This is a genomic window from Arthrobacter sp. FW306-07-I, assembly GCF_021800405.1.
In the GTDB taxonomy this organism is placed as follows: Bacteria; Actinomycetota; Actinomycetes; order Actinomycetales; family Micrococcaceae; genus Arthrobacter.
Genome location: NZ_CP084550.1, coordinates 648,974 through 672,218 on the forward strand (window position 1 = coordinate 648,974; position 23,245 = coordinate 672,218).

General features: G+C 67.4%; 17 protein-coding genes and 2 tRNA genes. 5 read left to right on the forward strand and 14 right to left on the reverse strand.

All coding sequences use genetic code 11. The features are described from left to right. The first annotated feature begins 42 nt into the window (after positions 1-42). Positions 43-570, forward strand: a complete 528-nt coding sequence (locus LFT46_RS03150; RefSeq protein WP_236801049.1) for a SixA phosphatase family protein — start codon at positions 43-45, stop codon at positions 568-570. A 41-nt stretch (positions 571-611) separates the two neighbouring features. On the opposite strand, the gene LFT46_RS03155 is transcribed toward LFT46_RS03150, so the two are convergent. Continuing rightward, the gene (locus tag LFT46_RS03155; RefSeq protein WP_236821221.1) at positions 612-1,523 is read right to left on the reverse strand and encodes a LysR family transcriptional regulator; all 912 of its coding nucleotides are present in this window, start codon (positions 1,521-1,523) and stop codon (positions 612-614) included. A 72-nt stretch (positions 1,524-1,595) separates the two neighbouring features. On the opposite strand from LFT46_RS03155, the gene LFT46_RS03160 reads away from it, so the two are divergent. Then, positions 1,596-2,597: an EamA family transporter gene (locus LFT46_RS03160; RefSeq protein WP_236801052.1), complete on the forward strand. Its 1,002-nt coding sequence runs from the start codon at positions 1,596-1,598 to the stop codon at positions 2,595-2,597. Between the two features lie 568 nt (positions 2,598-3,165). Here LFT46_RS03160 and LFT46_RS03165 read toward each other — a convergent pair. From LFT46_RS03165 to LFT46_RS03185, 5 genes are all read right to left on the reverse strand, one after another. Beyond that, positions 3,166-3,828 (reverse strand): TetR/AcrR family transcriptional regulator, encoded by a 663-nt coding sequence (locus tag LFT46_RS03165; protein ID WP_236801053.1) that lies wholly within the window; start codon positions 3,826-3,828, stop codon positions 3,166-3,168. Further along, the gene (locus LFT46_RS03170) at positions 3,825-5,861 is read right to left on the reverse strand and encodes a YhgE/Pip family protein (protein ID WP_236821222.1); all 2,037 of its coding nucleotides are present in this window, start codon (positions 5,859-5,861) and stop codon (positions 3,825-3,827) included. The genes LFT46_RS03165 and LFT46_RS03170 overlap by 4 nt, the downstream gene beginning before the upstream one ends. Next, complete coding sequence (locus tag LFT46_RS03175) at positions 5,858-6,634, reverse strand: ABC transporter ATP-binding protein (protein WP_236821977.1); 777 nt, start codon at positions 6,632-6,634, stop codon at positions 5,858-5,860. Before LFT46_RS03175 ends, LFT46_RS03170 begins: the two co-directional genes overlap by 4 nt. 68 nt (positions 6,635-6,702) lie before the next feature. After that, a complete protein-coding gene (locus tag LFT46_RS03180) occupies positions 6,703-8,157 on the reverse strand; it encodes a dihydrolipoyl dehydrogenase family protein (RefSeq protein WP_236821223.1) in 1,455 nt (484 codons plus the stop codon). A 75-nt stretch (positions 8,158-8,232) separates the two neighbouring features. Next, positions 8,233-8,309: transfer RNA gene (locus LFT46_RS03185), tRNA-Arg, on the reverse strand. Positions 8,310-8,585: 276 nt separating this feature from the next. On the opposite strand from LFT46_RS03185, the gene LFT46_RS03190 reads away from it, so the two are divergent. Further along, positions 8,586-10,412, forward strand: a complete 1,827-nt coding sequence (locus tag LFT46_RS03190) for a phosphoenolpyruvate carboxykinase (GTP) (RefSeq protein WP_236801056.1) — start codon at positions 8,586-8,588, stop codon at positions 10,410-10,412. A gap of 154 nt (positions 10,413-10,566) precedes the next feature. Here LFT46_RS03190 and LFT46_RS03195 read toward each other — a convergent pair whose 3' ends face one another. From LFT46_RS03195 to LFT46_RS03210, 4 genes are all read right to left on the reverse strand, one after another. Continuing rightward, positions 10,567-11,727 (reverse strand): globin domain-containing protein, encoded by a 1,161-nt coding sequence (locus tag LFT46_RS03195; RefSeq protein ID WP_236801058.1) that lies wholly within the window; start codon positions 11,725-11,727, stop codon positions 10,567-10,569. A gap of 139 nt (positions 11,728-11,866) precedes the next feature. Beyond that, positions 11,867-12,316: an RrF2 family transcriptional regulator gene (locus tag LFT46_RS03200; protein ID WP_236801060.1), complete on the reverse strand. Its 450-nt coding sequence runs from the start codon at positions 12,314-12,316 to the stop codon at positions 11,867-11,869. 15 nt (positions 12,317-12,331) lie between these two features. Then, the gene (locus tag LFT46_RS03205) at positions 12,332-12,829 is read right to left on the reverse strand and encodes a hypothetical protein (protein ID WP_236801062.1); all 498 of its coding nucleotides are present in this window, start codon (positions 12,827-12,829) and stop codon (positions 12,332-12,334) included. Positions 12,830-12,835: 6 nt separating this feature from the next. Continuing rightward, positions 12,836-14,254 (reverse strand): phosphomannomutase/phosphoglucomutase, encoded by a 1,419-nt coding sequence (locus tag LFT46_RS03210; RefSeq protein WP_236801063.1) that lies wholly within the window; start codon positions 14,252-14,254, stop codon positions 12,836-12,838. A 138-nt stretch (positions 14,255-14,392) separates the two neighbouring features. Between LFT46_RS03210 and LFT46_RS03215 the strand changes: the two genes are divergently transcribed. Next, positions 14,393-16,597 (forward strand): RecQ family ATP-dependent DNA helicase, encoded by a 2,205-nt coding sequence (locus LFT46_RS03215; protein ID WP_236821224.1) that lies wholly within the window; start codon positions 14,393-14,395, stop codon positions 16,595-16,597. Here LFT46_RS03215 and LFT46_RS03220 read toward each other — a convergent pair. From LFT46_RS03220 to LFT46_RS03235, 4 genes are all read right to left on the reverse strand, one after another. Next, positions 16,521-18,134, reverse strand: a complete 1,614-nt coding sequence (locus tag LFT46_RS03220) for an MFS transporter (RefSeq protein WP_236821225.1) — start codon at positions 18,132-18,134, stop codon at positions 16,521-16,523. The two genes, LFT46_RS03215 and LFT46_RS03220, sit on opposite strands and share 77 nt — an antisense overlap. A gap of 116 nt (positions 18,135-18,250) precedes the next feature. Continuing rightward, positions 18,251-18,339: transfer RNA gene (locus LFT46_RS03225), tRNA-Ser, on the reverse strand. A 100-nt stretch (positions 18,340-18,439) separates the two neighbouring features. After that, positions 18,440-18,997 (reverse strand): GNAT family N-acetyltransferase, encoded by a 558-nt coding sequence (locus tag LFT46_RS03230; RefSeq protein WP_236801066.1) that lies wholly within the window; start codon positions 18,995-18,997, stop codon positions 18,440-18,442. After that, positions 18,976-21,219: a prolyl oligopeptidase family serine peptidase gene (locus LFT46_RS03235; RefSeq protein ID WP_236801067.1), complete on the reverse strand. Its 2,244-nt coding sequence runs from the start codon at positions 21,217-21,219 to the stop codon at positions 18,976-18,978. The genes LFT46_RS03230 and LFT46_RS03235 overlap by 22 nt, the downstream gene beginning before the upstream one ends. Before the next feature lie 83 nt (positions 21,220-21,302). Here LFT46_RS03235 and LFT46_RS03240 point away from each other — a divergent pair, with 83 nt between their 5' ends. Next, the gene (locus tag LFT46_RS03240) at positions 21,303-23,234 is read left to right on the forward strand and encodes an FAD/NAD(P)-binding protein (RefSeq protein ID WP_236801068.1); all 1,932 of its coding nucleotides are present in this window, start codon (positions 21,303-21,305) and stop codon (positions 23,232-23,234) included. The last annotated feature ends 11 nt before the right edge of the window (positions 23,235-23,245 follow it).

Consider the following 23,245-nt stretch of genomic DNA (forward strand, 5'->3'; position numbering starts at 1 on the left):
CTGCCTGTCCGTGCCTGTTCTTGCTGGGGCTAGGCTTGGGCCATGAGTTCGCACCATGTCCGACGCCTTGTGATCATGCGCCACGCCAAGGCCGACTGGCCCGGCGGGGTGGCCGACCATGAGCGGCCCCTCGAGGAACGTGGGCACCGGGAAGCTCCGCTGGCCGGCCGGTGGCTGCTCAAGCACAATATCGTCCCGGACTTCATCCTGTGCTCCAGTGCCCTGCGGACGCGGCAAACCTGTACGTGGGTCTGCTCGGAACTCGGCGACAAGGCCCCTACGCCCAAGCTTGAAGACGGGCTGTATGCGGCGTCGGCCCTCCGGATGCTGACTGTGGTCAACCATGTGCCGGATACCGTAACCACGCTGATGCTCATCGCGCACCTGCCCGGCGTCCAGGACCTGGCGATGCACCTCGCCTCACGCGACTCCGACCACGACGCCTACATGGACGCCGCCACCCGCTTTCCCACCAATGCCCTGACGGTCCTGGAAACGGAAAAGCCATGGGCGGAACTGGACGGGCAGGACGCCCGGATCACCCGCTTTACGGTTCCCCGCGCCCACTAGGTTCTGGCCCACTAGGTTCTGCCCCAACCAGCTCGGGCTCGCTAGGCACTGGGCACGTTGGCGGCAATCCCGCGGAGGAGCCCGGCGACGTGCCTGATTCCCGGGCTGGCCGTCATGGTCCTGCGGTGGACCAGTCCCACCTGGCGGGCCTGGACCGGGTTGACCACGGGAACAGCCGCAACGCCGGGAGGCAGCGCGGGCCGCCCCAGCCGCGGGACGAGGGCAACCGCTACCCCCTGTTCCACCAACGCAACGTGCGTCGCGAAATCGGGGTCGTAGACCCGAACGTCCGGTACCCGGCCCAGGTCCGCGAAAATCCGGAGCAAGGCCTCGTTGCAGATCGCCCCGCCCGGCGTGCTGATCCACCGCTCGTCAACCAGGTCGGCCGGCTCAACCTCCGCCCGCTGCGCCAGCGGGTGGCTGCGGTGCACCAGGAGGTCGGCGACGTCCTCGCACAGCCATTCCAGCGCCAGGTGTTCCGGGATCACCAGCGGCACGGAGTTCCAGTTGTGCACCAGGCCCAGGTCCGCTTCGCCGTTCGCAACCCGGGCCACGGCCTCACGCGGATCCTCCGCCAGGACGGCAACGCTCAACGCCGCGCCGGACTGCTCCAGCTGCGCCAGCAAGGGGCCCACCAGTCCGCGGCAGGCGGTGGAGAATGACGCGATCTTCAGGCTGCCGCTGGGCTTTGCCGGGTCCGCCAACAGCGTGGACTGCAGCTCTTCCAGTTCGGCCAGGATGCGGCGGCCGTACGCCGCCAACGCGAGTCCGCGCTCCGTGAGCAGGACCCCGCGGCCGCGGCGCTCCAGGACCGCGAAGCCCGCCTCCTTCTCCAGCTTTTTCACCTGCTGGGACACGGCCGAGGGGCTGAACCCCATGGCTTCGGCGGCGGCGATGACGGAACCATGCTGCTCGATTCCTGCCAGCGCCCGCAGTGATCCGATGTCAATCATGAAGCAAAAGTACATGATCAAGTGCATAAATGAGCCCTGGTGCTTCATCTGCTGCTCTGCGACAGTGGAAGCGTGAACCTGCGCGACTCCCTCCTTGCCGTCCTTGTGGCCCTGCTGTGGGGCCTTAATTTCGTTGCTATCGACGTCGGGCTGCATGCGGGCGGACAGGAGTTCCCGCCCCTGCTGTTCGTGGCCATGCGCTTCGTCCTGGTGGTCTTCCCGTGGATCCTTTTCGTCAGGAAGCCGGATGTCAGCTGGAAGGCCATCATCGGCGTCGGACTCTTCATGAGCGCCGGCCAGTTTGGCCTTCTCTACCTGGCCATGGCGCTGGGGATGCCCGCAGGGCTTGCGTCCCTGGTCCTGCAGGCACAGGTGCTGCTGACCGTCCTCCTCGCTGCCGCCTTCCTGGGCGAACGTCCCAGCCGGCGGCAATTGGCCGGAGTGGTGCTCGGCGTCGCCGGGCTGGGGCTCGTGGCGGTGGGGCGCAGCGCCGTGGCCCCGCTGCTGCCGCTGGTCATCGTCCTGGCTGCGGCCTTGTCATGGGCAGCCGGAAATGTCATCGCCCGCAGGGCGAAGGCAGCCTCCGGCCTGGGGCTGGTGGTCTGGTCCGGCGCCGTGGTTCCGCTCCCACTCGGCGCGCTGTCCGTACTGCTGGACGGCCCGGACGCCGTCTGGCGGTCACTGGCCACCCTCCAGGCACCGACCATCCTCAGCGCGCTCTATACCGCGGTTTTTGCCTCGCTGGTGGGCTACGGGATCTGGAACCGGCTCCTTGCCAGCCACCCGTCGTCGGCCGTTGTCCCCTTCACCCTGCTGGTCCCGGTGGTGGGAATGAGCGCTGCCTGGCTGGTCCTCGCGGAGGTGCCATCGCCAACGGAACTGGCGGGCGGTCTGCTCCTGTTGGGTGGCGTGGCGACGGCGGTACTGACCAGTGGAGGGCGCCGGCGTCAGCGGCGTGAGGCGGAGCCGCTGCCGGACCGGGGTGCCGGCCTTGCCGCAGGAGATGCCGACGACGGCGGGCGCTTGGCTGCCGCCGGACCTCCGGCCGGGGGCCGGGAAGCGGAGGGCCGCTGAGGCGGGGATGCCTGGGCGCCGGCCCGCGGAGCAGCGTCTCGCGGGACGGCCTGCGGACGCGGACGCTGCGCCGCTGACCTGCCTTGGCCCTGCGCGGTTCCCCTGGCGGCGGAACGGGCTGCAGGGGAAGTCTGGCGTCCTGCGGGCGAAGGCCGGCGCGCCGCCGTACGCCGTTTGCCCGGCCACAGCGCACCCATGAAGAGGATTCCGAAGGTGGCCACAAGGGCGCCGGCAGCGCCGATGAAGTAGTTATCGGGGTCCTGGGTGGGCAGCGGGGTGCCCAGGAAGGACGACTGGCCGTCGAATGCCAACTCCCAGGTGCTGAGGAACGCCAGGGAAAAGCCTAGGGCTAGGGCGGTTCCCGCACCGGCGGCCAGCAGGGCAAAGCGCCGCCGCCGGACCAGGATTTCGGCCAGCGCGGCAAGGTAGGCCAGCGCCAGGACGCCCAGGAAGGCGAGGAACACCGGCTCGGCGAGGGTCATCGCGGTAAGCACCAGCAGCCCCGCAGCGACGACGCCGCAGATCACCGCAAACTTTCCGCTCTTTCCCGTATGGCGCATGTGCTCCATCATCCCCGAGGAGCAAGCCCCTTCAGGACGTAGCCGCGCATGATGGCCATGATTGCTGCAACACTTTGGTCACGGGTGCGCTCAGGGTTGTACGTCTGCCGGTCCAGGCCCACCACGAAGCAGGCCCCGAAAATGGCGGTCTCCAGGCTGCCCCGGGATACCGAATCATCCACCGGGTAGGCCTTGGCCACCTTCTCCACGGCCTGGCCGATGACCTCCAGGAGCTCGGCGCGCAGCACCGAGAAGGTACCCTGCCACTCGCTGGGGATCCGCCAGTTCTCGCTGACCCAAAGGCGGGCGAAGGAAGGGTACTCCGCCATGAAATCCATGGCCTGCCCGATCATCGCCTCCATGGCCAGCAGCGGGTCACTGCCCGTCCCTTCGGCGTCGGCGGCCTCGAGCAGCCTCGCCTTGAGAATGTCCACGCCGTGCCGCAGGAGCTGCGCGATCAGCTCGGACTTGCTGCCGAAGTTGTAGTACACGGTGCCCTTGGAAACTCCCGCGGCTGCCGCGATCTCATCGACCGTGACGCTGGCCGCCCCGCGCTCGCCGATCAGTTCCATGGAGGCATCGAAGAGCTTTTGGCGGGTGGCGTTGGTCCTGGCCGGGCGGAGGCTTTTGGCAGCGGCCGTGGGTTCAGTGGCCGTGGGTTCCGTGGTCATACTGCGATCTCCGGTTTCAGCGTCTTGAGCGTCCAGTACTTGTTCTTGCGTACCGCGAGCGTGGACAGGGCCGCGCCCAGCAGCGTGTAACCCACCAGTCCTGCCAGGGTGGGGAGGATCATGGACAGGTCGCCGCCGTAGATCAGGTGCCGCATGCCGGTCACCACGTACCCCATGGGCAGAATCTGGTGCACAACGTGCAGCGGCTGCGGAGTGGTCTGCCACGGGAACGTGCCGCCGGATGACACCAGCTGCAGCACCAGCAGGATCAGCACCACCAGTTTGCCAGGTGAACCGAGCAGGGCCACCACGCCTTGGATGAGCGCGCTGAATGCCATTGCGGCGGCCAGCATGAACATCCACATCAGCACCGGGTGGGCGGGGTCCAGCCCCAGTGCGACATCCACCACCAGGGTCAGGAGGGAGGCCTGCACCACCGAGACCAGCAGGAAAGGCAGCCAGCCGCCCAAAGCGATCTTCCAGCTCGGCGCGTTGGAGGCCAGCGCCCGCTGCGTGATGGGCCGCATGGCCTGGACCAGCATGAAGATTCCGATCCACATGGCCAGCGTAAGGAAGAACGGTGCCAGCCCGGCGCCGTAGGACCCTGCCTTCGCCTGCGAGACGTTGCTGACCGCCACGGGATCGGCCATCACCCGGGACAGGTTGTTCTTCTGGGCATCGTCGGGGTTGGGGACCTGCCCGGCGCCCTTCCCGATCTCGTCTGCCAGCGTCCGTGAGCCGGTGGCTGCCTGGGCCGCACCATCGGAAACCTGGGCGGCGCCGGCGTCCACCTTCTTTGCTCCGTCGGCAAGGCCTGCGGCGCCGTCGACGGCGGACTGCTCGCCGGCTGCCAACGCTGCGGCGCCGGCGTGCAGCTGGTCAGCCCCTGCCGAGGCCTGTCCGATGGCATCCTTGAGGGCCGGCATTCCGGCCGCCAGCTGGGCTGCGCCCGCGCTGACTGCCTGGGAACCGTCGGCGAGTTGCTGGACCTGGGCCGCGTCGGTCTGGATTTTGCTCCTGGCCGTTGCCACGGGGCTGGAAGCCGCTGCGGCGTCGAAGTCGGCCAGGACTTTGTTTGCCTGGTCCTGGGTCAGGATGCCGGAGGCCACCAGCCTGCTGTTGGACTCCACCACGCGTGAGCGGAGGCCCTGGTCCGCGGCGTCCAACTGGGCTGCCACATCCTGGACCTTGGCGTTGAGCTGTGCGTTTCCGGCCGCGACCTGGGCTGCACCGGAGGCGAGCCGTTGCGTGTCCGCTGGCAGGCTGGCTGTCTTGTCCTTGAGGACTGCCAGGCCGCTGCTGAGCTGCCCCGCGCCGTCGGTCAGCTGGTTGGCGCCGTCGCGCAGTTTCAGCTGGCCGGCGTACAACTGGTCCGCGCCGCTGCTCAGGGCCGAGGTCCCTTCGTGGAGGGTGACGGTTCCGTCCCTCAGGGTGGCCACGCCGTCGGCCAGCTGCGAAGCGCCGTCCGCGGCCTGGACCATCTTGGAGTGGATAGTGCCGAAACCTGTCAGCAGCTGGTTGGCGGTCTCCTCACCCACCTCTTTGGCCACCGTTGCGTGCACGGCCGTGGTCAGCTTGTCCACGATGGTGCTCAGGAGGTAGTTGTTCGCATCGTTGGTAGTGACGTTCAGCATCGCCTGGCTGGCGGAGTCGAAGCTGCCGGGGGAGACCAGGTTGGCCGAGAAGTCCTTGGGAATCCGGAGTGCAAAGGCGTACTGCCCGCTCCTGACGCCCGCATCGGCCTCTGCGGAGCTGTCCACTGGAATCCAGTGGAACACGTTGCCTTCCATCAGGCTGTCCGCCACCTTGGTGCCGGCCTCCAGCCGGGTGCCGTCTGCAGCGGTGGCGCCGGAATCCTCCACCACCAGGGCAGCGTCCAGGTTGTTGAGGTGCCCGTAGGGATCCCAGTTCGCGTAGAGGTAGACCGCACCGTAAAGCAGCGGGACCATGGTCAGCGCCAGGATGGTCAGCTTGGGCAGCAGCCCGCCGGTCATGCGCTTGAGTTCGGAGCGGGCCAGCCGCAGGACAGTCACTTGGCAACCTCGGTTTCGAGTGTGGTTTTGGTAGGTTCCGGGTCCTGCCCGGCTTCGGCGGCGTGCTTGCCGGCGGGGGCCGTGGCGTCATTCGCCTGGATGTCATCGCGCGGGTCGGAACTGTCGGCGGAACCGGCAGGGGCAGGCTCGGGCGCGTCATTGCCGATCGCGGCAACCGGGCCGTCCCACCAGCCGGGTACGGCACTGACTGCCGCTACGACGGCGAGCGGCCGCCCGGCGTCGTACGCCAATTCCTGGAGGCGCGGCAGCCACGTGAGACCCTCTGCACTGTGGCGGTCCGGCGAGTCGACCACCAGCAGGTCGGTGCGCGGGTTGGCCAGGGCGAGAGCCGTCAGCAGCTCAAGCCGCCGCCGTGGTTCCAGCTGCTCCGTCCAGAGGTCCGCGATGTCCTCGAACCGGTTGACCTTCAGCCATGGTCCGCTGAGCAGTGCCCCACGGTATCGCCGGGGTATGAGGGCCAGGTCCTCGGTCACCAGGTCGCGGACGCTGAGGTGTTCCTCGGGTTCGTTCACCCCGGGGGAGTCCACCAGGGCCGAAGCCACCCGCAGCTGCTTGGTCCGCGGGCTGCCGTCCCAGCTGACGTCTCCGCTTGTGGCCTTCATCCGGCCGCTGAGCAGGAGGGCCAGGGCGGTCCGCTGGTCCTGGCGCTCGCCGGTGACGAGCAGCAGTTCGCCCCGGCGGAGGCTCAGGGAGGTGGACGGAAGCAGCGGGTCCCGGCGTCCTTTGGCATGGAGCTGGCGTGCTGAGAGCAAGGCGTTGCCTTTCGCAGAAGAAGTCTGCATCAAGGCTAACTGAACTGACTGGTCAGTTCAAATAGAACTCAGAGCCCGTACTTCTCCAGGAGCCGCAGCCACACCTCGCTGATGGTGGGGTAAGAAGGCACGGCATGCCAGAGGCGGTCCAGCGGCACCTCGCCCACCACGGCGATGGTGGCCGCATGCAGCAGTTCGGCAACGTCCGGGCCGGCGAAGGTGGCGCCCAGCAGGACCTTGCGGTCTTCATCAACCACCAGCTGCGCCCACCCTTCGTAGTTCTCGGAGTGGAGCGAGGACCCAGCCACCTGGATGGGCAGTTCTACCGAGGAGGCGTTGTAGCCGTCCTTGTGGGCGGCCTGCAGGGTGCGCCCGACGCTGGCGAGTTCGGGGTCCGTGAAGACCACGCCGGGCACGGCGTGCTGGTTGGCGGTCTGGGCGTACCGGGTCCATTCGCCCGGGGTGCCGTTGAGTTCGCCTTTGGCGCGGGCCGCGATGGCGGCGCCGGTTGCCCGTGCCTCGTACTTGCCTTGGTGGGTGAAGAGGTTCTTGCCCGCCGCGTCTCCCACGGCGTAGAGCCAGGGTTCGTCGCCCGGCGTTCCCTGGACCAGGCCGGAGCTGTCCGCCGTCAGGGTCAGGTGCCCGGATTCGTCGGGCTCAAAGCCAATGTTTTCCAGGCCGAGGCCCTCCAATGCCGGGTGCCTTCCTGTGGAAACCAGCACCTTCTCCGAGGTGATCGTGGATCCGTCGCCCAGGGTGAGGGTGATAGTGCCGTTGTCGTTCCCGCTGATCCGCTCTGTGGCAGTATTCAGGCGGAGCTCGACGCCGTCCGCCCGCAGCCCCGCCGCAACGAGTTCAGCGGCCTCCTTTGGAAAGTTGCCCAGCAAGCCGCTGCGGGCCACCAGGGTGACACTCGAGCCCAGCCGCGCGAAGGCCTGGGCGAGTTCAACTCCGGCCACCCCGCCGCCCAGTACTAACAGCCGATTCGGCACCTCACTCGCCGACGTCGCTTCCCGTGTTCCCCATACCTGCACGTCCTGCAGGCCTTCGATAGGGGGAGTGTTCGGGGCGGAGCCGGTAGCCAGGACCACGGCGTGCCGCGCGCGCAGCCGGTGTTGGGTCCCGTCCAGGCCCGCCACCTCCACTGCTTTGGGGCCGGTCAACCAGCCATGGCCGCGCACCAGTTCGATGCCCGTGTCCTCCACCCAGGAAGCCTGGCTGTCATCCTGCCAGTTGGAGGTGAAATAGTTCCTGCGTTCCAGGACGGCGGCCGCATCCAGGGTCCGGGTCACCGCCTCCTTGGCGCCGGGGGTGGTCTGCGCTCCATGCAAGGCGGTGCCGGGACGAAGCAGGGCCTTTGACGGCATGCACGCCCAGTAGGAGCATTCACCGCCCACCAGTTCCGCTTCCACGAGCACGGCCGTGAGCCCGCCCTCGACGACGCGGCCGGCCGCGTTTTCCCCTACGGCGCCTGCGCCGATAACAACAACATCAAATTCGCGCTCAGCGGCCTCGGGCATCATGTGCAAAGCCTAACCGTGATGGCTGGCCCGCCTGTACAAAAAAGGTCCGCACCGGCGAACCGGTGCGGACCTTGTTGGTGCGCCCAAAGGGATTCGAACCCCTGACCTTCTGTTCCGTAGACAGACGCTCTATCCAGCTGAGCTATGGGCGCATTTCGTGTCCCGGGAGAAGAACCGCTCTCCCCGAACCTCGAATTACTTTACGCGAGCAGCGGCCTGATGCCAAATCGGAGCACCTGTAATCTCCGCAACTAGACCGGTATAGGTGACCTTCGTCACTTAATCCGCGGATTTGTGGCGATAATTCCTTGATTTTCCGCGGAATTCACTTTCGGTGACCTGAGATGTCAGTCAAAATCCCCAAAAACCCCACTGGTCCGGACCATAGCATTTAGCTCACACCGATGAACCCGAGGAAGGGAACTGCAATGGGCGATCTGGCGCAGAAGCCGCTGCTTGAGAAAGCACCCACCACACATGCCGGTCTGCTGGCATGGGTCGAAGAGGTTGCTGAGCTTACGCAGCCGGACCGCATCTACTGGGTTGACGGGTCCGAAGAGGAAAACACCCGTCTCACCGACGAACTTGTTGCTGCTGGAACCCTGACCCGGCTCAACCAGGACCTGTTCCCCAACTCCTTCGCCGCGTTCTCAGATCCCGCTGACGTTGCCCGCGTCGAGGAACAGACCTTCATCTGCTCCGAAAACAAGCGCGACGCCGGCTTCACCAATAACTGGATGGAACCCCGCGAGATGAAGGACAAGCTGCGCGGGCTGTTCGCCGGGTCCATGCGCGGCCGCACCATGTACGTCATCCCCTTCGTCATGGGCCACCTCGACGCCGAGGACCCAAAGTTCGGGGTGGAGATCACCGACAGCGCCTACGTTGTGGCCTCCATGCGCATCATGGCCCGCATCGGCACCGATGTCCTGAACCGCATTACGGAAGCCAACGCCTTCTTCGTTCCGGCACTGCACTCCGTGGGCGCTCCGCTGGAACCGGGCCAAGACGACGTGCCGTGGCCGTGCAACCCGGACAAGTGGATTGTCCACTTCCCGGAGGAGCGCTCCATCTGGTCCTTCGGCTCCGGCTACGGCGGCAACGCCCTGCTGGGCAAGAAGTGCTACGCCCTGCGCATCGCCTCCGTCATGGCACGCGACGAAGGCTGGCTGGCAGAGCACATGCTCATCCTTAAGCTGACTTCCCCGGAGCAGAAGACCTACTACGTCGCGGCGGCCTTCCCCTCCGCCTGCGGGAAGACCAACCTCGCACTGCTGGACCCCACCATCAAGGGCTGGAAGGTGGAGACCCTGGGTGACGACATCACCTGGATGCGGTTCGGCAAGGAAGGCGAGCTGCGTGCCGTCAACCCCGAGGCCGGCCTCTTCGGTGTTGCGCCGGGCACCGGCTGGGGCACCAACCCCAATGCCATGCGCGCCATCGCCAAGGGCAACAGCATCTTCACCAACGTGGCACTGACCGACGACGGCGGTGTCTGGTGGGAGGGCATGACGGACGAGGTCCCTTCGCACCTGACCGACTGGCAGGGCAACTCCTGGACCCCGGACTCCGACAAGCCGGCAGCGCACCCCAACTCCCGCTTCTGCACCCCGATCGACCAGATCGACATGGTGGCCGAGGAGTACCACAACCCCGACGGCGTGGAGCTCTCAGCCATCTTGTTCGGCGGCCGCCGCAAGACCACTATCCCGCTGGTCACCGAGGCCCGCAGCTGGTCCAACGGCATCTTCATGGGCTCCACCCTGTCCTCCGAGACAACGGCTGCTGCTGCCGGCGCCGTCGGTGTGGTCCGGCGCGACCCCATGGCCATGCTGCCCTTCATCGGCTACGACGCAGGCGACTACCTCAACCACTGGGTCAACCTGTCCGCCAAGGCCAACCCGGAGCGGCTGCCCAGGATCTTCCTGGTCAACTGGTTCCGCCGGAACTCCGAGGGCGGTTTCGCCTGGCCCGGATTCGGCGACAACGCGCGCGTCCTCAAGTGGGCCATCGAGCGCCTCGAGGGCAAGGCGGACGCCGTTGAAACCCCCATCGGGTTCGTGCCCACCGGCGACGCCATTGACCTGGACGGCCTGGACATGACCCCCGCGCAGGTGGAGGAAGCCGTCAAGGTCGACCCCGCTGAATGGGCCACCGAGCTTGCCTCGATCGAGGAATGGTTCGGCAACTTCGGCGAGTCCCTGCCGCAGGCACTGCAGTCCGAGCTGGCCGGCCTCAAGGCCCGCCTCGGCTGATCAGGCTTCACCGCAATAAGTACGACGACGGCCCCGCACCTTTTGTGAAAGGTGCGGGGCCGTCGTCGTTCCCGAAGAGCTCTGGGCCCACTCCCTCGATTGCTCCGCACTTGTCGTTTTCAACCGGCAAAACGACAAGTGCGGAGCAGTGGATTCAGCTGGCGAGCCAGATGTCCGGGCCGAAGACCTCGTAGTGGATGCGCGTGGCGGGGATGCCGGCGTTGATGGCCTCATTGCGGATGTTCTTCATGAATGGAAGCGGGCCGCAGAGGTATAGCGAGGCGTTCGCGGGAAGGTCCACTTCGCGCAGGGACATGAAGCCTTCCTTGGCGCCGTCCACCGGCTTTTCAAGCCAAAGCTGCAGTTCGGCACCGTCGAGGCGTTCCACGTCGTCCGTCATCTGGCTGCGCAGGGCCCAGCTGTCCAGGGTGCTTTCTGCGTGCAGCACCAGGACCTGCCGGTCGGAGCCGGACTCGGCAAGGGAGCGGAGGATGGAGGCGGTGGGGGTGCAGCCGATGCCCGCCGACGCGAGGACCACCGGGCCGTCGCCCTCCTTCAACGTGATCTCACCGTAGGCGTTGGAAATTTCGACGACGTCACCCACCTGGACGGTGTTGTGCAGGACGGGGGAGACCTCGCCGCCGTCGTCCAGTTTCGTGGTGAAGGTGCGGCTGGTGCCGGCGTCACCGGAGAGGGAGTACTGCCGGACCTGGCGCAGGCCGTCCGCAACCGCCACCTTGACGCTGATGTACTGGCCGGGCAGGGCGGGGGTGACGGGGGTGTCATCCGCTGGTTCCAGGGTGAAGGTCATGGACCCGGTTCCCGCGGGAGTCTTCGCGGCCACACGCCAGGGGGTCCACATCCTGTCATTGGCCTGGGCGGCGTAGAGGCCCTTCTCGAGCTTGATCAAAGCATCTGCCATCAGCCAGTACACCTCGGTCCAGGCTTCGGCGATCTCCGGCGTGATGACCTCGGCCAGGTCTTCGGCGATGGCCGCGAACAGGTGCTCGTAGACCACCTGGTACTGCGGTTCGGTGATGCCCAGGGAAGCGTGCCGGTGGGCGATGCGCGAAAGGACGGTTTCCGGCAGGGTGCCCGGGTTGTTGACCAGGTGGGTGGCGAAGGCGGCGATGCTCCCGGCGAGCGCCTGCTGCTGGTTGCCGGAGCGCTGGTTGGAGCGGCTGAACAAGCCATCCATCAGTTCTGGGTGCGCCGCGAAAAGGCGGGCGTAGAAGTTGGGGGTGATGGATCCGATCCGGGAGCCGACCAGCGGCAGGGTGGCCTCGATGACGGGGCGGGACTTGTCCGAGAGCATCTGTACTCCTGAGGTTATGGCCGGGGCCTTCGTCCGGCCGGAGGAAAACTCATATTTCAAATACAAGTATTTCTGACTCAGTTCTACACCTTGTAGAAGTTTGATCCAAACCGATAGCAAGCGCCCGGTTATGGGGAAGCTATAGCCCGGGCCGGAGGCCGATCATTTGGAAAACCGGCGCCATCTGCCGGGCCTGCGGAAGGTCGGCGATCACTACGGAGTCGAGCTCGGCGTAGAAGGCCTCACGGGCGCGGGCCAGCGCACTCCTGAGTTTGCACTCGTTGATCAGGGGGCAATTGCCGCCCGGCGCCACGCAGTCGGCGGGATCCGTACGGGTGTCCAGCTGCCGCAGGATCTGGCCCACCGTGGCCACCCGCCCGGCATGGCTGAGCCGCGAGCCGCCGGACCGGCCGCGGACCACCTCGATCAGCCCCATGCTCCGCAGCTTGGCCATGGCCTTGCTCACGTGGTTGTAGGGCGTCCCCACGGAGTCCGCGATGCTCTGGGTGGTGAGCAGCGTTCCGTCCGGCACGGCTGCGAGCACCATGAGCGCGCGCAGGCTGACGTCGGCGAAGGCGTTGATCTTCATTGCTGGAGTTCCGGTCTAGTCCACCCAGATAGTGGGCTCGCTGGCGTCCGCGCCCAACTCACCAAATTCCCAGGTCTGGGTGGTCGCGTTGGCCGAGTACGGCAGGACGGCTGCGAAGAGGGAACCGTCCCGGTGCTCAGCCGCCACGTGGATGGCGTCCGAATCCTCCTCCACCAGGAGGATGTCGCAGACCACGGCCGCGGCCCGGAAGTCGTCCCTGTTCTGGCGCAGGAGTGCCTGCAGGTCGTTGATCATGGCGTCGGCGTCGAAGTCCCCGTCCATGCCTTCCGCGGCATCTGCCGGGGAGACGGCAACCAGCCGCACCTCGCCGTCGTTCTGGACTGTCAGTGCGAAGGGCAGGAAGCCGCCATTGCGCTGAAGCTGCTCCTGGGCCGCGCTGACGCCCGTGCCCAGGAGATTCTCCAAGTCAGTTGCCGTGGCTTCGGAGACGGAATCGCGCCAGCTGTCCTGCCCGCCGTTGCCGTCCGCTGCCTGCCCCGTGTAGTCGGTCATCCGGTACTAGGCCCGTACCAGGGACAGGACGCGGTCGCGGATGCGTTCCATGGTGGCCCGGTCCGTGGCCTCGGCGTTGAGCCGCAGGAACGGCTCGGTGTTGGACGGGCGCAGGTTGAACCAGTAGCTGCCGTCGTTGGCGGTGAACGTGCTGCCGTCCAGGTTGTCGATGGTCAGGTCCTGGTCGGCGAAGGCCTGGCGTACCCGCTCCACCGCTGCCGGCTTGTCCTCCACCTCGGAGTTGATCTCGCCGGAGCTGACGTAGGGCTCGTATTCCCGTGCCAGCTCGGACAGCGGGCCGTCCTGCTCGCCAAGGGCAGCCAGGACGTGCATGGCGGCCAGCATGCCGGTGTCCGCGTTCCAGAAGTCGCGGAAGTAGAAGTGCGCCGAGTGCTCGCCGCCGAACACCGCGCCTTCCTTGGCCATGACCGCCTTGATGAAGGAGTGGCCCACGCGTGTGCGGACCGCGCGTCCGCCGTCGTGCTCCACCAGCTCCGCCACGGCGCGCGAGGTGAGCAGGTTGTGGATGATGGTGGGGTTTTCCTCGCCTTGGGCCTTTGCCCGGGCGATTTCGCGGCGGGCCACCATGCCGGTAATGGCCGACGGCGACACGGGCTCGCCCTTTTCATCGATGACGAAGCAGCGGTCGGCGTCGCCGTCGAACGCCAGGCCGATGTCCGCGCCGTGTTCAATGACGGCGGCCTGCAGGTCCCGGAGGTTTTCCGGCTCCAGCGGGTTGGCCGGGTGGTTGGGGAAGGAACCGTCCAGTTCGAAGTAGAGCGGGACGACGTCGAACGGCAGCTTGGGCAGCAGCGCATCCCCCAGGACGGCAGGCGTGGTCAACCCGGCCATGCCGTTGCCGGCGTCCACCACCACCTTCAGGGGGCGGGATGCGGAGAGGTCAACGAGCTTGCGGAGGTACTCGGAGTAGTCCTTGAGCACGTCGCGGACGCTGATGAGGCCCTTGGTGCCGGCGCGGGGAATGGAGCCGGAGTTCAGGTACTGCTCCGCGAGGGCCTGGATGTCCTTGAGGCCCGTTTCGGAGGAGATGGGCACGGCGCCTGCCTTGGCCATCTTGATGCCGTTGTACTCGGCAGGGTTGTGACTGGCGGTGAAGGTTGCGCCGGCGCGGTTGAGGAAACCGCAGGCGAAGTACAGCTCATCGGTGGAGATCAGGTCCAGCAATTCCACGTTGGCACCCCGCGTTGCCGCTCCGTTTGCGAAGGCCTTGGTGAACTCGGGGGATGAGGGGCGCATGTCGCCGCCCACCACGATGGTCTGGCCCTCAAGCTGCAGGACATCCACGAACGCGGCCCCCACGGCTTCGACGATTTCGGCGGTGATCGACTCGCCTACGATCCCGCGGACGTCGTAGGCCTTGAAGGAGGCCGAGAGATCAAATGTCGTTGTCTGTTCGCTAGTCACGGGCTTTATCTTACGTGGGCGGCGCACCCCGCCAAGGGGCTTCCCGTAACGGGCGCGGCTTTCCGTCGCACTTGTAGCGGTTTCCACATAAGAGCGCAGGCATGCGCAGCTGTCGGAGGGTGCTGGGATACTGAATCAATGGCCAATAACCAGTACGCTTCCCCAGTTTCCGCTGACGCAGTTGCAGATACGGCAGGTCCGGACGCGCCGGGGACCGCCACACATGCCGAGGCGCTTGAGGTGCTTCGCGGGCTGGTAGGCAACCCGGGCGCTGTCTTCCACGACGGCCAGTTTGAAGCCATTGAGGCATTGGTCGACGGCGGGCGGCGGGCTTTGGTTGTCCAGCGCACCGGCTGGGGCAAGTCGGCCGTGTACTTCGTGGCATCCCTCCTGCTGCGGCGCCGGGGAGCCGGGCCCACCCTGATCGTTTCGCCCCTCCTTGCCCTGATGCGGGACCAGGTGGCGGCCGCCGCCCGCGCCGGGGTTCGCGCCGTCGCCATCAACTCCGCCAACCAGTTGGAGTGGGACGCCGTCCGCGGGCAACTGGCCGCCGATGAGGTTGATGTCCTCCTGGTCTCCCCGGAACGGCTCACAAACCCCGCATTCCGGGAGACCCAACTGCCCGAACTCCTCCGACGCACCGGGCTGCTGGTCATCGACGAAGCCCACTGCATTTCCGACTGGGGCCACGACTTCCGCCCCGATTACCGCCGCATCGCGGACCTCATCACCCGGCTGCCGGATTCGGTGCCCGTCCTGGCCACCACAGCCACGGCCAACTCCCGGGTGGTGCACGATATTGAAGAACAGCTCGGCGCGGGGGTCCTGACCATCCGCGGCTCCCTGGGCCGTGACTCCCTGCGGCTGGGAGTCCTGTCGCTTCCCGATTCCAAAGCTCGACTGGGCTGGCTGCTGACCCACCTGGCCGATCTCCCCGGCAGCGGCATCATTTACACGCTGACCGTTTCCGCGGCGGAGGACACCGCCCGGCTGCTGTCCGAAGCCGGACACAATGTGCTCGCCTATACCGGGCGGACCGATCCGGCAGACCGGGAGCGGGCAGAGCAGCTGCTGAAGGACAACGAGGTCAAGGCGCTGGTGGCCACGTCCGCGCTTGGCATGGGCTTCGACAAGCCCGATCTTGGCTTCGTCGTCCACCTCGGAGCGCCGTCGTCACCGGTCGCCTATTACCAGCAGGTGGGCCGCGCCGGCCGTGGCGCTGCCAACGCCGATGTCCTGCTGCTGCCGGGCTCCGAGGACCGTGAGATCTGGCAATACTTCGCCACCGCCTCCATGCCCTCCGAGGAAAAGGCTGCGGCCGTGCTGACGGCACTGGCCGAGGCCGGTGCAGCCCTGTCAACGGTGGCCCTGGAAGCCCGCGTCGACCTGCGCCGCACGCCGCTGGAGCTGCTCCTGAAAGTGCTGTCGGTGGACGGCGCGGTGGAACGGGTCGGTGGAGGCTGGCGGTCTACCGGCCAACCGTGGGTTTACGACGCGGAGCGGTACAGCCGCATTGCCGAGGCCCGCGTGGACGAGCAGGACTCCATGGTGATCTACCAGGACACCGCAGGCTGCCGGATGGAATACATCACTTCGGTCCTCGACGACGAAACAGCCCGTCCCTGCGGCCGCTGCGACAACTGTGCGGGCCGCTGGTTCCCGGCAGACGTTGCCGCGGACGCCACCGCGGCTGCCGGGCAGACGCTGAGCAGGGCAGGAAGCGTCCTGGAGCCGCGGCTTCAGTGGCCCAGCGGCATGGACCGTTTGGGGGTGCCGGTGAAAGGCAAACTCAAACCGGGCGAAGGCTTGTCGGAGGGGCGCGTCCTGGCCCGGCTGACCGACCTGGGGTGGGGCGGTGCCCTGCGGGAGCTGTTCGCCGCCGGTGCGGAGGACCGGCCGGTGGACCCCGCGATGCTCCAGGCATGTGTGCAGGTCCTGCGCGAATGGGGAACCGGCGACAGCCGGAACCCGGGCTGGAGTGGGGCGGGCCGGCCTGCCGCCATTGTTGGTATGCCGTCCCGGAGCAAGCGGCAGCTGGTGGGCTCACTGGCCCGCGGAATTTCCGACATTGGACGCATTCCCTACCTTGGCGAGCTGCAGCTGGCGCACGGTGGCCCCACCGGCGGCCGAGGCGGCAACAGCGCCTACCGGTTGGCAGGGGTTTGGGACCGGCTGGTGGTGGGCCCGGACCTTGAGGCTGCCCTGCAGTCGGTGCAGGGGCAGAGCGTGATGCTGATCGATGACCTCGCCGACAGCCGCTGGACCCTTACCGTCGCGGGGCGCGCCCTTCGGCAGGCCGGGGCGGGAGCGGTACTTCCCCTGGTTCTGGCGCAGGCGGGCTGACCGCAGGCTGGGTGGTGCCAGCTTGGGCAGGCGTGGACATGGTGGTTGTGCATGAGGTGCCAGGCTGCGTGTCCCCGTCCGCGGTGGTACCCGGCTTGGTGGACTGGTCCTGCCCGTGACCGCGCTGGCTCACTGCCGCCCCCGCATGACGCGGGAGCAGCAGGCTGTCCGCAGTGCTGGCGAGCATCAGGACCGCCATCGCCAGGAACGCACCGCGGAAGGGCCTGGCCGGATCCTGCGGTACCAGCACCGGGCCGTTGAAGGTCCGGATGAGCAGGGCTGCCAGGGCGATGCCTGAACCCGTGCCCAATTGCACGATTGTGGCCGAAACCGTATTGGCGGACGTGAGTTGCGCCGGCGGAATGTCCGCGTACTGCACCGACGCATATGCGGAAAAGCCGATGGAACGGAAGGCGCCGCTGCACACCAGCAGCACGAACATCAACGCTTCCGGGGTCTCCGGCGTCAGGAAGGCACAGGCGGCGAAGGTGATGGCTGATGCCACGGAAGCGAACACCAGCATTGCCTTGAACCCGAACTTCCGGATCAGGGGGGTGGTGGCCGGTTTGATCCCGATGTTGCCCACAAATACTGCCGCCACCATGGCACCGGCCTGCAGCGGTGACCAGCCGAAGCCCGTCTGGAACATGAGCGGCAGCAGGAACGGAACCGAACTGATGGTGACCCGGTATACGAACCCGCCGGTGGCCATGGCCCGGAACGTCCGGGCATGGAAGACCTGGAGATTGAACAGGGGGTGGGGAGCCCGGCGCATCCAGAGCACGGCGGCGGTGAGTGCCACGGCTCCAGCCAGCGCGCTGATCCCGGCCCAGGGCAGCTCCGGATGGCTGCTGGCCAGCTCCAGCCCGGCCACCAGTGCGCCCACCCCAACGGTGGTCAACGCCATGCCGGTCCAGTCCAGCCGTCGGCCGGGGTCTCCCGGTGTCACCGGAACCAGGCGCAGGGCCGCGGCAAACGCTGCTGCGCCGAGGGGGATGTTCACCAGGAAGATCCAGTGCCACGACAGGTAGGTGGTGAGCGCGCCGCCCACGAGCGGTGCGAGGACCGGTGCGAGGAGCCCGGGCCACACCAGGAATGCGGTGGCCCGCAGCAGCTCGGACTTCGGTGTGCCGCGCAGGACCACCAGGGTTCCCACCGGGACCATCATGGCCCCGCCGGCCCCCTGGGCGATGCGGCTCAGGGTCAGCGTGGCCAGGTCCTGGCTGAGGGCGCAGGCCAGCGAAGCGAGGGTGAACACGGCGATGGCAGCACAGAAGATCCGCCTGGCACCGAACCTTTCAGCCAGCCAGCCGCTGATGGGAATTCCAACGGCCACCGTCAGGAGGTAGGCCGTCATGGTGATGTTGACGTCGGCAGCGGGAATGGCGAAGTCAGCCGCGATGCTGGGAATAGCGGTAGTGAGGACCGTGCCGTCCAGGAATTCCATGAAGAAGGTCGCTGCCACCAGGAGTGCCAGGCGAGGGTTCCATCCTGAACTGGTGCCGTCCGGCTGGTGTGGTTTGCTGGGTGCCGCCATGGGCTAATCCTGCCACTGCGGCAACACCTTGCGCCCTGCACGTCCGTGTGGTGGACAGCGCATTCCGACAGCGCAGGCAACGCAAAAGGCCCCGGTCCGGGGACCGGGGCCAAACGCGGAGACGGGGGGATTTGAACCCCCGGTCGAGTTTAACCCCGACCCTTCATTAGCAGTGAAGTCCATTCGGCCGCTCTGGCACGTCTCCAATCGCTATTGCTAGCCCACCAAGGATACGCAGATCCGGCCATGCAGCGCAAAACGGTTTCCTTCCCCACCCAAACCAATCGCTGAAGTCCCGCCGCCCCCTACAGGAAACGCTGTGCCGGGCGGACCATGCGGATCTCGGGCAGGTTCTCCCAGTCAGCCAGGACGTCCTCGGCGCCGTCGGGTTCAAAGCCGAAACGCCGGTAGAAGCCGATGGCCCGCTTGTTGCCGGCGGCCACCCACAAGCTCGCCGCGCTGGTGCCGATGGCAGCCTCCAGCAAACGGCCGCCCAGCCCAAGGCCCTGGTGCGAGGCCAGCAGGTAGAGGCCCCACAGTTCCAGGTCCCCGGACGACGGCGGCGGGTGCCCTTCGGGCGAACCGGGCGCTGGCAGCCGGCGGGCGCCGGAGAACCCAACCACTGTCCCGCCGTCGCACGCCACCCATGCCTCGGCAGGCTCCGGGCGGTCCAGCAAGTGTCGCCACAGCCGCAGTCGCCCCGCCGGATCCACTGAGGCAAGGAAGGCATCGGACAGCATTCCCCGGTAGGTCTCCTGCCAGCAGCGGACGTGCACCTGGGCAAGCCGCTCAACGTCGCCGGGGCCGGCCCGGCGGACCGTCAGGGCAGGATTTAAAGCGTTCAGCCTGCCAGCGCCTTCCACAGGAAATGCTGGCTGCGGGCCTGCAGCGCAGCGGCCTGCCGGTTGTCCGATGCGCCCGCGTGGCCACCTTCCAAAGCCTCGTGGAACCAGACATTGGGGATGCCCATGGCCAACATCCGGGCCGCCATCTTGCGTGCCTGCACAGGGCCCACCCGGTCGTCGGAGGTCGCCGTCCAGATGAAGGTTTCCGGATATTCCACGGCGTCCCTGAGCAGGTGGTAGGGCGAGAACGTCCTGATGTACTCCCACTGTTCGGGAACGTCCGGATCCCCATACTCGGCAATCCACGAATGCCCGGCGGAGAGCCTGGTGTAGCGCCGCATGTCCAGCAGGGGCACTCCGCAGGAGACGGCTCTGAACAGTTCCGGGTAGCGGGTGAGCATGTTCCCCACCAGGAGGCCGCCGTTGGAGCCGCCCACGCAGCCCAGCCGCCGGGGCGAGGTGACGCCGCGCGAGATAAGGTCGCGTGCCACGGCCGCGAAATCCTCATATGCCCGGTGCCGGTTCTCCTTCAGGGCGGCCCGGTGCCATGCCGGCCCGTACTCGCCGCCCCCGCGGATGTTCGCCACCACGTAGACGCCGCCGCGCGAGTGCGGAGCCTTCCCGCCGCTTTCGTCCGAAAGCGCGGTCCGCCGCTCCAGCCAGGCCCGGCCCACGGTGCCGCTGTAAGCAGGTGTCCGTGAAACCTCAAACCCGCCATAGCCGGACAGCTGTGTGGGGTTTTGCCCGTCCAAAGCCAGCCCCCGCGGAGCCACCTGGAAATACGGGACCCGGGTGCCGTCGTCGGACACTGCAAAGTGCTGCTCCACCTCGTAGTCACCGTCAGCAAAGAACGACGGCGAGGTCTTGACTGTCGCGTGCCGGCTCACCACGCCGGACGTCCCGTCGTGTTCCTTTTCCAGCGTGCCGCGCATCAGCGTCGTGGGGGTGGTGAAGCCGGTGGCGATGAGCCAAAAGTCGTCACCGGCCCCACCCTCGGCCGGTGCCTCGTCCTCGTCGTCCACGGCGTAGGCGTTGACGTCGTGCAGCGGCGGGCAGGCATCCAGGGGAGTGGCAGCCCAGCCGCCGTCCGCTGAGCCGGCGGGCCGTGACGGGTCCAGCACCCGGATCTCGGAGGAGACGTCCTTGAGCAGGTTGAGCAGCAGGAAGTTCCGGGTCCAGCTCCAGGACTGCAGCGAGGTGTGGGCGTCCGGGGTGAAGAGGACGGTGAGCTGCCGAATGCCGCCGAGGTAGTCCTCGAAATTGGCGGCCAGCAGGGATCCGGACGGATAGGTGGTGCCGTCCAGCACCCAGTCCTGCTGCGGGCGGAAAAGCAGCCATTCCCGGTGCGCGCTCACGTTGACGTCGGTGGGGACGTCAATCGGCGTCCAGGATTCGTCGCGCAGCACAAAGTTGGTGCGGTTGAAGAAGTCGATGTAGTCCACGGCGAAGGTCCGCTCAAAGCCGGGCGTGGAATCGTGCGCAGCCACGGCCATCATGTGGTCTTCCGGCACCTCGAAAATGCGCGGTGCCGTGGCCAGGGATTCGCCCCGTTTGAGGGACACCGCCGTCCGGGCGTAGGAGGAGGCGGTCTTGGGCAGGCCATCTGCGGTAGAGGCCACCAGCAGCATGTCGTTATCCAGCCACGAAACGTTGCCCTTGGCTGTGGGGAGGTCGAACCCGCCCTGGGCGGGATCCACAAAGCCGCGTGCTTCGACGTCGAACTCGCGGTAGCGGTTGGCGTCGCCGCCGTCGGGGGAGAGGGCCAGCAGCGCCAGCCGGTAGGGCTCGCCGGCCGCGGGGCGCAGGAAGGTGGCGCCGTGGAACACCCACTCCACGCCCTCTGTGCGGGACAGTTCGTCCACATCCAGCAGGACGTCCCATTCCGGCGAACCGGTGCAGTAGCTGTCCCAGGTGGTGCGCCGCCAGAGGCCCTTGGGATTCCGGTTGTCCTTCCAGAAGTTGTAGTACCAGTCGCCGCGCTTGCCCACCATGGCGATCCGGTCCGTTGAGTCCAGGACTTCCAGGATGCCGGCTTCCAGTTCGGCGTAGCCGCCGTCCTCCAGCAGGTCCTCGGTACGGGAGTTCTGTTCCTTGACCCAGGCCAGCTGCTCCTCGCCGTAGATATCCTCCAGCCATACGTTTTCGTCGACGGGTTCGGGTGCGGTTTCCCGGGCTGCGGTGCCGGAAGTGTCCCGGCCGGGACCGGGAACGGACGCTTGATCAGCTGCTGTGGTGGTCATGCGCCCCATCCAAACAACATCACCCATGGCTGGCAAGTCACACGGTGGGCGCCGGCCCCGTCTTCAGCCCGTACGCTGGATCCGTGGAATTCTCGCAGAGCAACCGGGCCGTCATCATCGGCGGCGGCCCCCGTGGCACCAGCGTGCTGGAGCGGCTGCTCGCCCACGCGGCGGCGGCCGGCGGGCCGGTCCGGCTGCACGTCGACGTGGTGGACCCCTATCCGGCAGGTCCCGGGCATGTCTGGCAGCCGGGCCAGTCCCGGCTGTTCCTCATGAACACCCAGTCTTTCTATCCCACCCTGATTCCCCAGGATGCGTCGCTGCCGGCGCCGGTTGCCGGAACCACCTTCGACCAGTGGCGGGCCCAGCAGCAGCGCGACCCGCTGCCGGACCTTACGGCCGACGAACTTGCGGAACTGGCGGTGCTGGAGTCCACCGACTTTCCCAGCCGTGCCCTCTACGGACGGTACCTCCGCAGCACCCTGGCGGAATTGCTGGACAAGGCGCCCGACGGCGTCACGGTCGAATTCCACGAAACGTCCGCACAGTCGGTGCGTCCCGTCGGGGACGGAAGGTACGACGTCGGCCTGGCCACCGGAGCGATCATCCGCGCCAACGCCGTGGTGCTGGCGCTGGGGCACATTCCGTCCCGCCTGAACCCGGAACAACGCGAACTGCAGGCATCAGCCGTGCAGCTGGGGTTGCAGTACTTCCCGCCGGCCGCGCCCGCGGATGTGGACTGGGACCTGATCCCCGCCGGCGAGCCCGTCCTGGTCCGTGGCATGGGGCTGAATTTCTTCGACACCATGGGCCAGCTCACCGAAGGCCGCGGCGGGAAGTTCGTTCCCACCGGCAGCGGCCTGGAGTACGAACCGTCCGGCCAGGAACCGCTGATCATCGCTGCGTCCCGGCGGGGCACGCCGTACCGGGCAAAGGCGGCCCTGCCCGGCTATTACGCCCCGTCCATCACCCTGCGCTACCTCACCGAGGCTGCCATCGAGCGGTTGGCGAAGGCCGGAATCCGACCGTCCTTTGACCACGACCTGTGGCCGCTGCTGCACCGTGACGCCCTGTGGGCCTACTACTCAACGCTGGTGCGCTCGCAGCCCGGGGCGGTGCCCGATGCGCCGGCATTCCTGGCCGCTCTAAAGGAGGCCCTGCAGCCGCACGCGCACAGTGCCGCCAACTGGGAAGACGGCGTGGAGAGCGTCCTGGCCATCCACGTTGGCCCACGGCACCGGCTGGACCTGCCCGGGCTTGCGGCTCCGCTGTCGGGCCGCTCGTTCGCATCCCGCGGGGAGCACGACGGGGCAGTGGTGGAGTTCCTGCTCGACGATGCGCGCCGCTCGGCGCTGGGTGAGGACGACCCCGTCAAAATGGCCATCGCGGCGCTGCACCACGGGCGGGCGGTCCTCAAGACAGCAGTGGCCGACGGCGGCATCACCGATGAGTCCTGGGTCGCCGGGCTGCGTGGCTGGTTCGAGTCCTTTGTGGAGGGCTTGGCCAGCGGCCCGCCGGCGCTGCGGGCCGAACAGCTCGCCGCACTGGCACGGGCCGGGGTGGTCAGCTTTGTTGGCCCCGACCCGAAGTTTGGCATCGACCGGAAAGCGGCGATGTTCACCGCGGCTTCGCCGTGGGTTGCCGGTCCACCCGCCGCCGCGCGGACCATGGTGGAAGCACTGGCCCCCGGCAACCGGGTCTCGGCCAACGACTCCCCGGTACTGGAACAGCTGCTGTCGGATGGGCTGGTGCGCCCCAAGCTCATGATGACCCCGGAGGGCGCCCCCATCGAGTCCACCGGGCTGGACGTGGAGCCCCACCCGTACCGACCCGTGGCCGCCAATGGATCCGTGACGGAGAACCTGTATGTGCTGGGACTGCAGTTGTCCTCCGCCCAGTGGGGCACAGCCATCGCCGCCGAGGCCCTCCAGGCGGGCGGCCCGGCGTACCGCAGCGGCCAGCGCACCCTCCGCGACGCGGACGAGATCGCGAACGCCATCCTCAACAGGGCTTAAACGGCGATGCG

What these genes read in the sequence shown, in the direction of transcription:
- LFT46_RS03150 (WP_236801049.1), top strand. Translation starts at nt 43, where the DNA reads ATGAGTTCGCACCATGTCCGACGCCTTGTGATCATGCGCCACGCCAAG.
- LFT46_RS03155 (WP_236821221.1), bottom strand. Translation starts at nt 1,523, where the DNA reads ATGATTGACATCGGATCACTGCGGGCGCTGGCAGGAATCGAGCAGCAT.
- LFT46_RS03165 (WP_236801053.1), bottom strand. Translation starts at nt 3,828, where the DNA reads ATGACCACGGAACCCACGGCCACTGAACCCACGGCCGCTGCCAAAAGC.
- LFT46_RS03180 (WP_236821223.1), bottom strand. Translation starts at nt 8,157, where the DNA reads ATGATGCCCGAGGCCGCTGAGCGCGAATTTGATGTTGTTGTTATCGGC.
- LFT46_RS03190 (WP_236801056.1), top strand. Translation starts at nt 8,586, where the DNA reads ATGGGCGATCTGGCGCAGAAGCCGCTGCTTGAGAAAGCACCCACCACA.
- LFT46_RS03195 (WP_236801058.1), bottom strand. Translation starts at nt 11,727, where the DNA reads ATGCTCTCGGACAAGTCCCGCCCCGTCATCGAGGCCACCCTGCCGCTG.
- LFT46_RS03200 (WP_236801060.1), bottom strand. Translation starts at nt 12,316, where the DNA reads ATGAAGATCAACGCCTTCGCCGACGTCAGCCTGCGCGCGCTCATGGTG.
- LFT46_RS03205 (WP_236801062.1), bottom strand. Translation starts at nt 12,829, where the DNA reads ATGACCGACTACACGGGGCAGGCAGCGGACGGCAACGGCGGGCAGGAC.
- LFT46_RS03215 (WP_236821224.1), top strand. Translation starts at nt 14,393, where the DNA reads ATGGCCAATAACCAGTACGCTTCCCCAGTTTCCGCTGACGCAGTTGCA.
- LFT46_RS03220 (WP_236821225.1), bottom strand. Translation starts at nt 18,134, where the DNA reads ATGGCGGCACCCAGCAAACCACACCAGCCGGACGGCACCAGTTCAGGA.
- LFT46_RS03235 (WP_236801067.1), bottom strand. Translation starts at nt 21,219, where the DNA reads ATGACCACCACAGCAGCTGATCAAGCGTCCGTTCCCGGTCCCGGCCGG.